The organism is Novosphingobium sp. NDB2Meth1, assembly GCF_900117425.1.
Taxonomy (GTDB): domain Bacteria; phylum Pseudomonadota; class Alphaproteobacteria; order Sphingomonadales; family Sphingomonadaceae; genus Novosphingobium.
In genome coordinates, this window is record NZ_FPEH01000011.1 from 365,115 (window position 1) to 380,009 (window position 14,895).

12 protein-coding genes and 1 pseudogene are annotated in these 14,895 nt (G+C 67.3%); 2 read left to right on the forward strand and 11 right to left on the reverse strand.

The window, feature by feature from the left end; translation table 11 throughout:
• Positions 1 to 5: 5 nt before the first annotated feature.
• The 8 genes from NDB2M1_RS02020 to fsa form a co-directional block, all read right to left on the reverse strand.
• Positions 6 to 749 carry a hypothetical protein gene (locus tag NDB2M1_RS02020; RefSeq protein ID WP_054121693.1) on the reverse strand — a complete coding sequence of 248 codons (744 nt, stop codon included), beginning with the start codon at positions 747 to 749 and terminating at the stop codon, positions 6 to 8.
• On the reverse strand, positions 736 to 2,784 hold the full coding sequence (locus NDB2M1_RS02025) for an adenylate/guanylate cyclase domain-containing protein (RefSeq protein ID WP_072379120.1): 2,049 nt from the start codon (positions 2,782 to 2,784) through the stop codon (positions 736 to 738). Before NDB2M1_RS02025 ends, NDB2M1_RS02020 begins: the two co-directional genes overlap by 14 nt.
• Before the next feature lie 75 nt (positions 2,785 to 2,859).
• The gene (locus NDB2M1_RS02030; protein ID WP_371328179.1) at positions 2,860 to 3,531 is read right to left on the reverse strand and encodes a nitroreductase; all 672 of its coding nucleotides are present in this window, start codon (positions 3,529 to 3,531) and stop codon (positions 2,860 to 2,862) included.
• Positions 3,532 to 3,585: 54 nt separating this feature from the next.
• A complete protein-coding gene (locus NDB2M1_RS02035; protein ID WP_253185740.1) occupies positions 3,586 to 4,176 on the reverse strand; it encodes a hypothetical protein in 591 nt (196 codons plus the stop codon).
• 10 nt (positions 4,177 to 4,186) lie between these two features.
• Entirely contained in the window at positions 4,187 to 5,398 is a 1,212-nt protein-coding gene (locus NDB2M1_RS02040) for a M48 family metallopeptidase (RefSeq protein ID WP_072379122.1), read from the reverse strand.
• Positions 5,395 to 6,186, reverse strand: a complete 792-nt coding sequence (locus NDB2M1_RS02045; protein ID WP_072379124.1) for a hypothetical protein — start codon at positions 6,184 to 6,186, stop codon at positions 5,395 to 5,397. The genes NDB2M1_RS02040 and NDB2M1_RS02045 overlap by 4 nt, the downstream gene beginning before the upstream one ends.
• 99 nt (positions 6,187 to 6,285) lie before the next feature.
• Positions 6,286 to 8,103, reverse strand: coding sequence for a cobaltochelatase subunit CobT (gene cobT, locus NDB2M1_RS02050; protein WP_072379127.1), 1,818 nt, complete (start codon positions 8,101 to 8,103; stop codon positions 6,286 to 6,288).
• A 27-nt stretch (positions 8,104 to 8,130) separates the two neighbouring features.
• Positions 8,131 to 8,784: a fructose-6-phosphate aldolase gene (gene fsa / locus NDB2M1_RS02055; protein ID WP_054121688.1), complete on the reverse strand. Its 654-nt coding sequence runs from the start codon at positions 8,782 to 8,784 to the stop codon at positions 8,131 to 8,133.
• A gap of 127 nt (positions 8,785 to 8,911) precedes the next feature.
• On the opposite strand from fsa, the gene NDB2M1_RS02060 reads away from it, so the two are divergent.
• Positions 8,912 to 11,077, forward strand: coding sequence for a primosomal protein N' (locus NDB2M1_RS02060; protein ID WP_072379129.1), 2,166 nt, complete (start codon positions 8,912 to 8,914; stop codon positions 11,075 to 11,077).
• Here the strand turns inward: NDB2M1_RS02060 and NDB2M1_RS02065 are convergent.
• Entirely contained in the window at positions 11,062 to 11,967 is a 906-nt protein-coding gene (locus NDB2M1_RS02065; RefSeq protein ID WP_253185741.1) for a kinase, read from the reverse strand. The two genes, NDB2M1_RS02060 and NDB2M1_RS02065, sit on opposite strands and share 16 nt — an antisense overlap.
• 105 nt (positions 11,968 to 12,072) lie before the next feature.
• Here NDB2M1_RS02065 and NDB2M1_RS02070 point away from each other — a divergent pair, with 105 nt between their 5' ends.
• The gene (locus NDB2M1_RS02070) at positions 12,073 to 13,704 is read left to right on the forward strand and encodes a family 43 glycosylhydrolase (RefSeq protein ID WP_072379132.1); all 1,632 of its coding nucleotides are present in this window, start codon (positions 12,073 to 12,075) and stop codon (positions 13,702 to 13,704) included.
• A gap of 13 nt (positions 13,705 to 13,717) precedes the next feature.
• Here the strand turns inward: NDB2M1_RS02070 and NDB2M1_RS02075 are convergent, their stop codons facing one another.
• Positions 13,718 to 14,221 carry a ferritin family protein gene (locus NDB2M1_RS02075; RefSeq protein ID WP_072379134.1) on the reverse strand — a complete coding sequence of 168 codons (504 nt, stop codon included), beginning with the start codon at positions 14,219 to 14,221 and terminating at the stop codon, positions 13,718 to 13,720.
• Between the two features lie 130 nt (positions 14,222 to 14,351).
• Positions 14,352 to 14,885, reverse strand: a pseudogene (locus NDB2M1_RS02080) (methylated-DNA--[protein]-cysteine S-methyltransferase); the annotation flags it as partial.
• Positions 14,886 to 14,895 lie beyond the last annotated feature (10 nt).

The following is a 14,895-nucleotide window of genomic DNA, read 5'->3' on the forward strand; positions in this document are numbered from 1 at the left end:
CGCGATCACTCCGCCGCGGCCGGAGCGCTCGCGAGGACGTCGATCTGCGCCGAGCAGCCCTTTTCCGCAAGCAGCGCCGCGACCGCCACCGGGTCTTCCGGCACATCGACCAGCAGCCGCGTGGTGATCTTCACGGTCTGGCCGAGCGGGCTGGTGAAGCGGTAGGTCTGCCCATCGACCACCGGCAGGCTGGCCACCGGCCAGAGCTTGATCGCGCTGCCGGCGCGGAAGGTGACTTCGGCGGGGGTGTTGTCCGCGCCGTAGAGGGTGCCGTTGCCGGTCTCCGCGCGGTTGGGGCGCCACAGCACGACTTGCGCGGGATCGGCGATGCAGACAGTGCCGCCGCGGCTGACATCGACGTACCACACGTTGTCGGGCCGCACTGCTTCGGTCGGCACTTCGGTATCGCCGCGCACGGCCCCGGTGCGGGTGCGGGCGCCGCCCCGGGCGATGAGGGCTGCAAGCGCGGTGTTGGCGCCGCCCGCTGCGTCGCGGTTCACGGCATTGTCGATGCGGAACGCGCCGGGACCGGACAGCACGCGCGAGCCGGCCTGGTCGATCACGGTCACCTGATCGCCCGCCTTGAGCGTCACCGCAGCGCCTGCCGGCAGCTTGCGCCCCGCCGGATAGGCGGCGGCGGAAGGGCCGGTCGAGCGGATCACCACCGCCTGCGCGTGCGCGGCGACGCTCCAGCCGAAGCTGGCGCCAACAAGGGCAACAGCAGCAAGCGTGCGACTAGCCAAGGACATAGCTCTCTCCATCATCCAGTTCCGCAAGGCGGCGCGCCAGATTGGCCAGCGCGGGATCCTTGTGGCCCTCCGCCGCGATTCGCGCTGTGAGCGCCTGCACACCGGAGCGGTTTCCTGCAGCATGCGCGGCAAGGAGGTCCTCCGCAAGCGTCAGGGCCTCGGGTGCGCCCTCCGGTACCGGCTCGAACACCTCGACCGGAGTCGCCCGCCCGCGCAGGCCCACTTTGCCCATCGGCCGGAAACCGTCCAATCCGCAACGCTCCAGCACCTCGCGGCTGACCAGTACCGTCGTGTCGAGCGGCTTGTTGGCCGCCTCCAGCCGCGCCGCGGTGTTCATCGCATCGCCGAGCGCGGTGTACTGGATTCGCCCGTCACCGCCGAAGTTGCCGACAATCGCCTCGCCGAAATGGACACCGACGCGCGTCCGCCCGATCGGCGGGACACCCGGCGGCGCATTGCGGCGGAACGCCTCACCCGCATGGTACATCGCGATGGCGGCCTTCACCGCGCGCTCGCCGTCATCCGGATAGGCAATCGGCGCGCCCCAGAACGCGACGACCGCATCGCCGACGAACTTGTCGAGCGTGCCGCCGTGTTCGAGTACCACAGCCGAAAGCTTGTCGAGATATTCGTTGAGCAGCCGCGCGATCATCTCCGGCTCGACCGCATGAGTCAGCTTGGTGAAGCCCTCGAGATCACTGAACAGGCAGAAAATCTCCCGCTTTTCGCCGTGCAGCCGCAGCCGTTCCGGATTGCGCAGGATTTCGGCTGCGACCGAGCGCGGCAGGTACTTGCCGAGCGCGCCCTGCGCAAATTCGCGCTGCGCCGCGTTGATCGCACGCAGGGCCGCGCTGACCGCGACATAGGCGATGAGCCAGCCTGCAGGCCAGCCGACTGCGGGAAAACCCAGCGTATCGAACCCCGCCTTCGCGACGAGAAACGGAAAGGCCGCGAACGCCGCCAACTGCACCGCAACGCCCAACGCCAGTTGCCAGGGCCGCGCGCGCGCCGCCGCCGTCGCCATGCCGAGCAGCACCGCGAGCACTGCGCCAAGAGTCTGCGCCCAGCCCGGCACGCTGCGCGGCAGCGCCTTATCGAGCAGCTGCGCCAGCATCGAGGCGTGGATTTCCACCCCGATCATCCGCGATTGCCCCCCGCGCGGATCGGGCGAGAGGCCGGTGCGGGTGAACGGCGTGTCAAACTGGTCGAAATCGGCAAAATCGCCGCCGATCAGCACATAACGGCCGCGGATCGTATCGGCGACGAGCGGCGCGGTGGCGGGATCGGCGAGGAGATCGATGGGGATCTTCTCGAAGACCGGACGGTCTTTCGCAGTCGGCAGGCGGTAGCGGATCGGGCCGGTGAAGCCGGAGAACTGCGGCGCGGCATCGCTTGTGCCTTGCGTCAGCGCCTCTGAAAGCAGTGGCGGCAATCCCGGATAATGGCGCGGCCAGCGGCGCGCGGCGCCGTCGCTGTCGGTCACGAGGAGAATGCTCGCAGGCTTCGTCGTCTCCGTGGTGACAGCCGCCAGATAGCGCCGCAGGTCCTGCTCCTGCTCCCAGGTGATCGCCTCGGGATTGGTGCGGTTGTTGGCGAAGGCGAGGAATACCGGCGTGCGCATGCCGCGCAGCACGGCCTGCAGCAGGGGATCATCATCCTGCGCGCTGTCCATCAGCACGTCGATGCCGATGCCCTTCGCTCCCTCCCCGGTTTCCTTGAGGCCCTCGATCTGCGCGAGTGCCTGCGCCAGCACGGTGCGGTCGACCGGGGAAATCTGCCCGGTCTTGCGGTTGGTATCGTCGGTGTAGACGACAAGGACGATGCGCTTGTCGGTATCGCTGCGCGGCGCGAAACCGGCGGCACGGACATCGTAGAGCGTGTTCTCCGCCGCACTGAGCAGCGGCAGGTTCCAGCTGCGCAGCGCAGTAAAGAGCGCCAGTGCAAGGAGCAAACCCGCCACGGCCAGCCGCTGCCAGCCGAGCTGCCGCAGTCCCTGCCGCAGCGCCTGTACCGATCTGCCCTTGGAATCAGGCATGACCAACTCCCAGCGTTTTGCAGGTGAGTAGCCGCCTCGTGCGCTGCTGCCTATGCCGCAGCGCACTGAACCCCATCAAAAACCGAGGAACTTCACGTTGCCGTCAATCGGCTCACGCTCGCGGGGGAAGTTGTTCACCGGGTTCTCTTCGACGCGGTAGCCGATGGCGATGCCGCAGAAAAAGATGTGCGTCTCGTCCGAAACGCCGAGGAAGTCCTTGATCAGCTTGGCATAGACCGAGAGGAATTCCTGCGGGCAGCTGTCCAGCCCCTCGCCGCGCAGCAGCAGCATGATCGTCTGCAGCCACATGCCGACATCCGACCACTGCGGCGGCCCCATGCGGCGGTCGAAATAGCACAGCAGGACCGCAGGGGCGCCGAACGAGACGAGATTGGCGCCCATGAACTTGGTGCGCGCTTCCACATCCTCGCGGCCGATCCCCATCGCGGCGTACATCGCCTTGCCCACACCGTGGAGCCGCGCCTTGCATTCGGGGATCACTTCGGGATCGTCCCAGCTGTATTCGCGCGGGTCCTGCGGCGGCGTAACCGCCATCTTGGCCTGCAGTTCCTTCAGCGGCTCGCCGGTGACGATGGTCGCTTCCCACGGCTGGAAATTGCACCCCGAAGGCGCCCAGCGCGCGGTGTCCATCACCCGGCGCAGCACATCGAGCGGGACGGGCTTGTCCTGGAAGGCGCGGATGGAACGGCGGGTGAGGACGGCGTCTGCCACAGTCATGTCGGTCATAGCCTTTAACTGCCCGGTTAAACCTGAACCGTCAACCCGGATCGGGCGGCGACATCAGAACTTCAGCGTCTCCGCCATCTTGCGGAAATCCTGCAAGTCTTTGTCGAAGAAGTAGATCGCCGGGGCTTCATAGGTGACCATGAAGAGCTTGCCCTTGACGATCGAACCGATCGCCTCGCCCTTGCGCTCGACCTCATCGTCGCTGCGCACGAAGCTGTAGGTGAACCGGATCGCCTGCTTGCCTTCGATGGTGACGATATCCTGGCTCTCGAGGCTGAACTTGTTGACCTGATACTGGCTGCGATAAGTCGATTCGAGCAGGACCGGAATGTCCGGCAGCAGCATGTTCGCGGTCACCTTGGGCAGCGGCGCTTCCTTCTTGTTGCGCTCGCGGTAGATCGGCAGGCCGCCGCCGATGCCGCCGAAGAACGAGACCTTGTTGAGGCTGTCGCCATCACGCGTCCACACTTCGACGCCCGGGCCATCTGTGCGGCTGAGCTTGTTCCACTCGCCGGTCGAGGTGGTGGCGATGCTGGATTTGGCCACCCCGCTGTGCGCGCCCGGGGCAACCAGCGAGTTGGCACTGGCAGCGCCGGCAGAGAGCAACGACACCGCGCATACCGCAGCAAAAGCGTTCTTCATCATCACCATGTCCCTAACTGCCGACCAGCATCTTGATGACGTTGCCATCATTCGCATCGGGCTTGAGCTTGAGGTATTCGCGCAGCGCGGCCTTGCCATCCGCTTCCTGGCCGCCCCGCATCAGCGAAAGGCCCAGTTCCCGATGCGCCTCGGGATTGGCATAGCCCTTGGCAATCGCATCGCGGAACAGATCGGCGGCGGTCACGAGATCGCGCGGATTGCCGCGCTGGCGGAAAAGCTCGCCGCGCGCGAACAGCAGATCGCCGGTCCAGCCTTCGGTCGCCGAAAGCGTCTGCAGCAGGTACTCGCTTCCGCCGAAGTCGTTGGAGCGGATCTGGGCGGCGAGCAAGCGCGGCAGGAAGGGCCGGATCGCCTCGCGGTACTCCTGCGCGCGCAGTTCGCCGCGCTTGCCCAGCTTGTCGGCTTCGGCCTTGAGGTAGGCGGCGCGCTCTGGCGAAGGCGGATGCGTGCCGAAGAAGGCGGCCTTGTATTCGCGCCCGGGCTTCAATCCGCGCGCCACCGACCGGGCATCGGCCTCGGCCATGATCGACTGCCAGATCTGCGAGGCGGCCGCCGGATCATAAGGCGACTTCGCCATGTATTGCAGGCCGAGAAGATCAGCCGCGGTTTCCTGTTCGCGGCTGAACTTGAAATAGTTGCCCAGCACCGCAAGCTGCAGCGTGCTGCCGTTGCCAGCACCGCCGGTGCCGATATTGGCCGCGCCTGCGCTTAGCACGCCGATCCACGCAGCAAGGCTGGCCGCATCGCGCCGGGCCTTGATGCCCGCCAGCGAGTGGCGAAGCTCGAAGTGGGCAAATTCGTGCCCGAGCACGGAGGCGAGTTCGGCCTCGTTCTGCACGCGCAGCAGCAGTCCGGTCCACACCCGCATCGTGCCGTTGGGCGCCATGCTTGCATTGAACTGCGGAACCTCGACGATATAGAGCCGCACGCTGCGGCAGCGATCCTCGCCGACTTCGCGGCACAGCACCTGCCGGACATAGGCGTTGAGCCCCTCATCGCGCATGAGCAGGACCGAATCGCGCAGGACCCGCTCGTCCTCGTCCGCCTCCATCCAGATGCCGCGTTCGTCTTTGGTCTGCGGCTGATAGGCGGCGGTATAGGTCGGCAAGACCGGCGCAGCAGGTTCAACCGCATGCGCAGCCCCGGCCAGCGCCAGCGCCGCAATGCCGGGCAGCACGGCGCTGAACCGGCGGCAGAAGCTCATTTGCTTGCTTCAGTGGCGGTTGATGCGGCAGCAGGAGCGGCTGGTGCTGCAGCAGGAGCAGCCGGCGCGGCCTGACCCGGGAAGCCCTTGAGCAGCTGCTCGACCCGCTTCACCGCGCCATCCTCGGTGCGCAAGTCGCCGCCCATCTGACGGTCGGCATTCAGCCACACCAGTTCGCCGGTCTTGAGGTCGATCAGTCCGGCATGCCCCCAGTGCACCCCGGAAATCACCGAAATCCCGCCCATCGCTGCAAACAGCTGCAGCATCTTGCGACCGGCGGACCCGTACCCGTCATAGGTGTTGATGAACAAGGCGTAGTCGGCACCCTTGAGCGAATCGAGGTTGGCAAGGCCATTGCCGAGGCTCCATTCGAACGAGCCCTTGCGCTTCTTGGTCGGCAGACGGTTGCCGGGGAAGAACTGGTATTCGATCACCGAATCGGCCAGCGCGCCGAACAGGTTGGAATACTGGGTGACGACCGCGCCGTCCTTGGTCACCCCTTCGTCGTAATCGACGACGACATTGCCCAGCTTGTCCTGCTGCGCCTTGAGGGCCTTGGCGATGTATTCGCGCGCGTTCGCGGACCATTCAGCGTTGGGTGTGATCACCCCGCCCGCCGATTGCGATCCGACGCGGATGGTGGGCCGCATCAGCACGATCCGCACCGTGCCCGGCTTCAGCGTGAACCCGGCCTTGCTGCCGGTCTTCTCCTGCGCAAATGCTGCGGGCGCGCTGACCAGAAGCATGACACAAGCCACCAGCCAAAGCAGGTTTCTAACCAGCTTCATGAAATCCCCCTCCAAAGTCGGGTTAATAGAACCTAGACCGGAGCGGGTTGCAAGCCGCGCACCGAACATGCTGTGCAGGATTTTGCAGCCAGAATGAAATCAATCGTCTTCGAACAGGCCCGCCAGCTGCTCGACCATCGTGCCGCCAAGTTGTTCGACATCCATGATCGTCACCGCGCGGCGGTAGTAGCGCGTCACGTCGTGCCCGATGCCGATGGCGACAAGCTGGACCGGGGACTGTTTCTCGATCCAGTCGATCACGCGGCGCAGGTGCTGTTCGAGATAGCCTGCCGAGTTCACCGAGAGCGTCGAATCATCGACCGGCGCGCCGTCCGAGATGACCATCAGGATGCGGCGATCCTCGGGCCGCGCGAGCAGGCGGGTGTGCGCCCAGAGCAGCGCCTCGCCGTCGATGTTTTCCTTGAGCAGCCCCTCGCGCATCATCAGGCCGAGGTTCTTGCGCGCGCGGCGCCAGGGTTCGTCTGCCTTCTTGTAGACGATATGGCGCAAGTCGTTGAGACGGCCGGGATGCGCCGGCTTGCCGCCCGAAAGCCATGCCTCGCGCGATTGGCCGCCCTTCCACGCGCGGGTGGTGAAGCCGAGCACTTCGGTCTTGACCCCGCAGCGCTCCAGCGTGCGCGCCATGATGTCCGCGCTGATCGCCGCGATCGAGATGGGGCGCCCGCGCATCGAGCCCGAATTGTCGATCAGCAGCGTGACGACAGTATCCTTGAACTCGACGTCGCGCTCGATCTTGTAGGACAGCGAATGGCCGGGCGAGATGACGACGCGGGCCAGCCGCGCGGCGTCAAGCAGGCCTTCCTCCTGGTCGAAATCCCACGAGCGGTTCTGCTGCGCCATGAGGCGGCGCTGGAGGCGGTTGGCAAGGCGGGTGACAATGCCCTGCAGGCCCTTGAGCTGCGCATCGAGATAGGCGCGCAGGCGGGTGAGCTCTTCCTCGTCGCACAGCTCGGTGGCGGAGACGACCTCGTCGAACTGGGTGGTGTAGGCCTTGTATTCCCAGCTTTCCGGCAGGTCGGTCCACGGCCGGTTGGGGCGCGTGGGGAGCATGCCCTCGTCGCCTTCGTCGGCCATGTCGGCATCGGCGGTGTCTTCCGAAGTCTCGGTCTGCTCCTGCTCCTCGCCCTGCTCGTCGCCTTCGGTCGTGTCACCCGCGACTTCGCTGGGCTGCTGCTCGGCGCCGTCGTCGGAGGCGTCGGGCTGGTCCTCGGCCTGATCGTCGGCCTGCTCGCCCTCGTCCTCGTCGCCGCCGTCATCAGCCTCGTCGGTCGCCTTGGTGAGATCGAGATGGCCGAGCATTTCGAGCGCGAGGTTCTGGAACGCCTTCTGGTCGCCGAGCAGATCGGCAAGGCCCTCGATATCGGCCCCGGCGCGCGCTTCGATCCAGCTGCGCACCATCGCGGTGCCGACTTCGGCGGCCTGCGGCACCGGCTGGCCTGTCAGCCTCTCGCGCACCAGCATGGCGAGCGCGGTGGGCAGCGGCACGTCTTCCGGGCGGATCGCGCGGGTGATCGGATCGGAGGCGAGGCGCATGGTCGTCGCGGCATCGAGGTTGCCGCGAATACCCGCATATCCATCCGACCCGAGTGCTTCGTAGCGGACCTGCTCGACCGCGTCGTAGCACGCGCGGGCGAGCGGCTCGACCGGTGCGCCGCGGCCGTGCAGGCCCTCGTCGTGCAGGCGCAGCTTGAGCGCCATGCCATCGGCAAACCCGCGCGCTTCAGCCACTTGCGCCGCCGGGAGCGCGCGCCCGGGCATCGGCAGGCGCAGGTTCGTCCCCGTCTGGCTCGGCGCGTCGGCGGTCCAGGCGACTTCGAGCTCGGGCACATCCGCCACGGCGCGCGCGGTGCCGGCGAGAACGGAGCGGAACTGGTCGAGGGGGCTTTCGTCAGCCAAGGTCTGTCTTCATCCGTCGAAAATCGATCAGCCGATGCTCTGCCCCGTCTTGGCCCAGTCCGCAAGGAAGCCTTCGATGCCCTTGTCGGTCAGGACATGCTTGAACAGACCCTTGATGACCGCCGGCGGCGCGGTGATCACGTCGGCACCGATCTTGGCGCTCTCAAGCACGTGGACCCCGTGGCGAATCGAGGCAACGAGGATTTCCGTGCCGAAAGCGTAGTTGTCATAGATCAGGCGGATGTCGCGAATGAGGTCCATGCCATCGAAGCCGTTGTCGTCATGCCGGCCGACGAAGGGCGAGATGAACGTCGCCCCGGCCTTGGCGGCGAGCAGCGCCTGGTTGGCCGAGAAGCACAGCGTGACATTGACCATCGTGCCGTCGCCGGTGAGCGCCTTGCAGGTCTTGAGGCCATCGATGGTGAGCGGCACCTTGATGCAGACGTTGTCGGCGATCTTCCGCAGGATTTCCGCCTCGCGCATCATGCCGGCATGATCGAGCGCGACGACTTCGGCCGAGACCGGGCCCGACGTTAGACCGCAGATCTCGCGGGTGACTTCGATGAAGTCGCGCCCCGCCTTGGCGATCAGCGAGGGATTGGTGGTCACGCCGTCGAGCAGGCCCGTCGAGGCAAGATCGGCAATCTCGGCAGTATCGGCAGTATCGACAAAGAATTTCATCGGCTTGTCCCTCGGCTGATTCCCGTACCCTATAGCGCGGGTGGCGGCGCTTTGTACCTGTCATTCTTCCCCAAGCGGGTGTCGGTGAGACTTTGCCCCGAAGGGCGCGAATGCCTAGATGGTGCCAATGACCCGCGTCCGCTGCATCGTCTTCAACGCCGCCCTCGGCGCGCTCGACTACCGGGTGCCGACCGGGATGGACGCGCCGCCGGGAAGCGTGGTCGTGCTGCCGCTGGGGCCGCGCCAGATCCTTGGGCTTGTGTGGGACGAAGGCGAGCTGCCGGGCGACGACTATCCGGAACACAAGCTGCGCGCCGTGCTCGAAGTGCTGCCGGTACCGCCGCTTCCGGCCCCGCTGCGGCGGCTGATCAGCTGGTGCGCGGACTATTACCTCGCACCTCTGTCCGCCGTGGCGCGGATGGCGCTCTCCAGCAGCGCGGCGCTTAAGGGCGGCGGGACCGTCACTGAATACCGCCTCACTGGCGAAGAACCCGCGCGGATGACACCGCAGCGCCTGCAGGCGCTCGATCTGCTGCAGGGCGAGCAGGCGACGATGCGCGAACTGGCGGAAATCGCCGGGGTCTCCGAAGCCGTGCTGCGCGGGATGCTGGGACAAGGCCTGCTGGAGCCGGTACTGGTCGACAGCGACCGGCCCTACCCCGCGCCCGATCCGCAGTTCGCCGCGCCTGATCTCGCCGAGCAGCAGGCCGCTGCGGCGGCGGATATGGTGGCGGCTGTCAAGGCGCACCGGTTCCAGCCGTTCCTGCTCGACGGCGTGACCGGCTCGGGCAAGACCGAGACCTATTTCGAAGCGGTGGCGGCAGCCTTGGAGGCGGGGCGGCAAGTGCTGGTGCTGCTCCCCGAAATCGCGCTGACGGCAGCCTTTCTCAGCCGGTTTGAAAAGCGGTTCGGGACCCAGCCGGTCACCTGGCATTCCTCGCTCAAGGCATCCGAGCGGCGGCGGGCGTGGCGGCAGGTGGCGTTCGGCGGCGCCAGAGTGGTGGTCGGCGCGCGCTCGGCGCTGTTCCTGCCGTTTGCCGATCTCGGGCTCATCGTGGTCGACGAGGCGCACGAGATCGCGTTCAAGCAGGACGACGGGGTGCGCTACAATGCCCGCGATGTCGCGGTGATGCGCGGGCACTTCGAAGCGGTGCCGGTGGTGCTGGCAAGCGCCACCCCCGCGCTTGAAAGCCTGCAGATGGCCGAGGCGGGACGCTACACGCGGCTGGTGCTGCCGAGCCGCTTCGGCGGAGCGCTGCTGCCGAAGATCGCGGTGGTGAACCTCACCGAAATGCAGCCGCCGCGCGGGCGCTGGCTGGCGCCGCCGCTGGTCGAAGCGCTGGCGGACCGGCTGGACAAGGGCGAGCAGAGCCTGCTGTTCCTCAACCGCCGAGGCTATGCACCGCTGACGCTGTGCCGGCACTGCGGCTTCCGCTTCAAGTGCCCCAACTGCTCGGCATGGCTGGTCGAGCACCGGCTCTCGCAGCGGCTTGCCTGCCATCACTGCGGGCACGAAGTGCCGCCGCCGCCGGTCTGCCCGGAATGCGGCGAGCCCGATTGCCTGGTCGCCTGCGGACCGGGGGTCGAGCGCATTGCCGACGAAGTGGGCGAATTGATGCCCGGTGCCCGCGTGGCGGTGGTCACCTCCGATACGCTTGCCAGCCCAGCGGCGGCGGCGGAGTTCGTCGCGCAGGCCGAGGCGAAAGCGATCGACGTGATTGTCGGCACCCAGCTCGTCACCAAGGGGTTCCACTTTCCCGAGCTGACCTTGGTCGGCGTGGTCGATGCGGACATGGGGCTCGATGGCGGGGACCTGCGCGCGGCGGAGCGCACCTACCAGCAGATCGCCCAAGTCGCAGGCCGCGCCGGACGCGGGGCCAAGCCGGGCGAAGTGCTGATCCAGACGCGGCATCCCAAGGCCGCCGTGATCGCCGCGCTCGCGAGCGGCGACCGCGATGCGTTCTACGCCGCCGAAACCGAAGCGCGGCGCGAGGCGGGTGCTCCGCCGTTCGGGCGTTGGGCGGCGATCATCGTCTCGAGCGAGGACGAGGCCGAAGCGCGCGATGCGGCCCGCGCCATCGGCGGCGCCCAGCCCAGGGAGCCGGGCGTCCTCATCCTCGGTCCGGCCCCGGCGCCGCTCTCCCTGCTGCGCGGCCGGCACCGCTACCGCCTGCTGATCGCGGCGCGCCGCACGGCCGAAGTGCAGAAGCTGATCAAGGGCTGGCTCGCCCCGCTGCGCTTCCCGCCGGGGGTGCGGGTGGCGGTCGATATCGACCCCTATTCGTTCGTCTGAGCCGCGTAGCGAACCGCGCCGATGCTGTGGTCCGCGCCGAGCGGGATCACCACATCGGCCCGGTCCGGCAAGTCTGCCAGCAGATGCCGCGTCAACCGTTCATAGTGCCGCACAAAGCGGGCGACTTCGGCGTCCGACATCCCGCTGCCGGTGCGCGCGCGCAGCTTGGCCTCCTGCAATTGCCGCCAGCCGAGCACGGCGCTGAAGTCAGGCGCCTGCAGCATGATCACAAGATCCGTCCCATCGAGCAATGGCCGGTAGGGTCCGGCAAGCGCCGTGTTGACATGGCGGCGCCAGATGCCCGCCGTATCCTCCTCGGCTTCGAGCCAGTTGATCGGCGGGCCGAGCTTGTCTTCCGATTGCGGGCGCGCGGCCACGCACCAGCCTTCGAACAGGAGGATATCGACCGGAGCGGTCAGGGTGGGCCATTCTCGCACCGGCGCGCGGTCGTCGATGGCCTTGTCAAAGCGCGGCAGCTTGAGGCCTGCCTGCCCGGCGCGCACCCGATCGAACAGCGCGAGGCCGAGCGCGGCATCATGCGTCCCCGGTACGCCGCGCGTGGCAAACAGCGGATGGACTTCGCGCGCAAGGTCCATGCGTTCGCGGCGCGTGAGGTAGAGATCATCGAGGGAAAGCGTCGCGGCGTGCAGTCCGTGTTCCTGCAGGAGCAGCACTTCGAGCATGCGGCACAGCGTGGACTTGCCGCTGCCCTGCGAGCCGCTGACGCCGACGATCAGCGGACCACCCGCCACTGCCGCGCGCGCCGCGATATAAACGGCCAGCGAGCGCCAATGCTGATCGATGGTTTTGCGGTAGCTGGCAGGAAGTCCATCCGTCGCAACCAGCGCGTCGAGCGTTTCGGACAGGCCAGCCTGCTCAGGTTTCGACACGCATGACGTCCCTCCTCCACGAAAGGTAAACTCCATTTTGACGTCGGTTGCCAGCGTGTCACCCGCTGAATATAGAACCAACATTCTAATAAAAGGATGGCCGGGATGGAATCGCGCAGAAACATCATGAAACTGGGACTGGCCGGCGCGGTTGCGAGTGGCAGCGGGTTCGCGCCGCGCGCCGCAAAGGCGGGGCCGCTCACCCCGACCTGCTCGGCGCCGCCGCAATGGGCGCGCGGCATCGAGGGGCAGCGCCGGGCCGATCTCGGCAACGGGACCTATCTCAATCCCGTCCTCTCCGGGGACTACCCCGATCCCTCCGTCCTCAAGGACGGCGACGACTACTACATGACGCATTCGTCGTTCGATTCCGCGCCGGGACTGCTGATCTGGCACTCGCGCGATCTGGTGAACTGGCAGCCGCTGAAGCCCGCCCTCCCCCGCCCGCTGGGCACGGTCTTCGCGGTCGATATCGCCAAGCACGACGGGCGCTATTTCATCTACATCCCCTTTATGAAGGCGCCGTGGTCGGAGGGCCTGCCGAGCTTTGCCAATATCTACGTGATCCGCGCGCCATCGATGGAGGGGCCGTGGAGCGAGCCGATCGACCTCAAGATCGGCGGTCTGATCGATCCGGGTCACGTGGTGGGCGAGGATGGCCAGCGCTATCTGTTCTTCAACGATGGCAAGCGGGTGAAGCTGACACCGGATGGGCTCGCCACCGCAGGGCCGGTCGAGACGGTCTACGAGGCCTGGCGCTATCCCGATGACTGGATCACCGAGGCGTACTCGCCGGAAGGGCCCAAGCTGTTCCGCCGGGGCGCGTACTTCTACCTCGTCAACGCGGTCGGCGGCACGAGCGGCCCGCCGACGGGGCACATGATCGTCGCCGCCCGCTCCCGATCCATCAACGGACCGTGGGAGCATTGCCCGCACAATCCGATCCAGCGCACGCAGTCGCGCGCCGAGATGTGGTGGTCACGCGGGCATGCGACCTGCGTCGAAGGGCCGGGCGGGCAGTGGTACATGGTCTATCACGGCTTCGAGAACGGCTATCTCACACTCGGGCGGCAGACCTTGCTCGAGCCGATCGAATGGACGGCGGACGGCTGGTTCCGGGCCAGAGGCGGCGATCTGTCGAAGCCCCTCCCCAAGCCGTTGGCGCAAGGCGTACCGCACGGCATGCCGCATTCGGACGACTTCACCAGCGACCGGCTGGGCACCTTGTGGAACCTCTATGGCAGCGCGCCCGGTGAGGCGAAGCGGGTCCACGCGGGCGGCGGTGCGCTGGTGCTGGAGGCAGAGGGCAAAGGCCCGGCGGACGGCACCGTGCTGACCCAGCAAGTGGGCGACCGGGCCTACGAGATCACCGTCGAGGTCGAACTGGACGGCGCAGCGACCGGCGGCCTGCTGCTGTTCTTCGACGACCGCCTGTTCCTCGGCATGGGCATCGATGGCCAGCGCATGACCAGCTATCGCGGCGGCAAGGCCTCCTACTGGCCCGAACCCGCACGGCCCGCGCGGCGGATGTGGCTGCGCATCTCCTGCGAAGACCAGATCGCGACCTTCCACTACAGCCTCGACGGCAAGGCCTGGACACGCCACGGCGTGCGCAGCGAGGTTTCCGGCTATAACGCGAATACGGTCGACAACCTCCTCAGCCTGCGCCCGGCACTGTTTGCGGCGGGTGACGGCGCGGTGCGGTTTCGCGGCTTCCGCTATCGCGCGCTGGGGTGAGCTCCCCTCTCCCCTACCCCTCCAGCAGCGCCGCCGCCTGCAGCAGGCGGTTGCCGTGGTCGGTTTCCTCCTTGCCGTTGGCGCGCAGGAGGGCGGCGGCTTCATCGTTGCCGATGCTGGCGGCCCAGCCTTCGTAGAGCGTTTCGCCATCGAATTCGGTCTGGGCGAGCTTGCGGAGCGCTTCGGGCGTCAGTTCGCCAATGGGGAACGCGCCGCCGGCGAGATAGGGGTTGGCGTCGGCCTCGGGGGGCGTGAAGTCCTCGCCCGTCAGTACCTTGAGCACAGCGGCAGCGCGGCGGGCGTGGAGGAATTCCTCGTCGCCATTGGTGCGCAGCAGGTCTGCCACCGCCGGGTTTTCGGCATTGGCGGCGGTCGCGCGGTAGAGTTCCTTGCTGGCGGCTTCGACGAGGCACATGACCTTGATGTCCGTCACGGTCGGCGCGGTGACGGTGCCGATGTGGGCGAAGGCCTCGCCGATGGTTTGCGGCATGCCCGGCTCGAGGGTGACGGTGGTCATTGGCTATCTCCCGGTGTTTCTGATTCCACCGGAAGATACATCACCCCCGCCCCCGATGGGAAGGCGATTTAATCGCTCGGCTAAAAGGGTAGTCCCCTCACGCGGGCCCTCTCCCCTCAAGGGGAGAGGGCTATAGAAGGAGCAGCGCGCCCTCGCGCTGGAGCAGCTTGGCCTTGATCTCGAGGCCCCAGGCATAGCCGCCGAGGCTGCCATCGCTGCGGATCACGCGGTGGCAGGGGATCAGCAGCGAGACGTGGTTGGCGCCGTTGGCCGAGCCTGCTGCCCGCACCGCGCCCGGGCGGCCCACTTCGGCGGCGAGCTGGGCGTACGTGCGCGTCTCGCCCTTGGGAATGCGGCGCAGCGCCTGCCACACGCTTTGCTGGAAGGGCGTGCCGGAGACGTCGACGGGGATGTGGTCGAAGTCCGTCTCGCCGGGGGCTTCGGCGGCCTTGATGATTTCGGCGAGCAGTGCAGCGAACGAGGCACCGCCTTGCACCAGTTCGGCATTCGGGAAGCGCTCGGCGAGGACAGCGGGGTCTTCACCGAATGAAAGCCGCACGACGCCCTTGGCGCTCGCGGCGACGAGCATCGGGCCGAGCGAGGTTTGTGCCACGCCCCAGTGGATCACCGTGCCGCGGCCGCCATCGGTCCAGGCGGATGGGGTGGGATCGGTC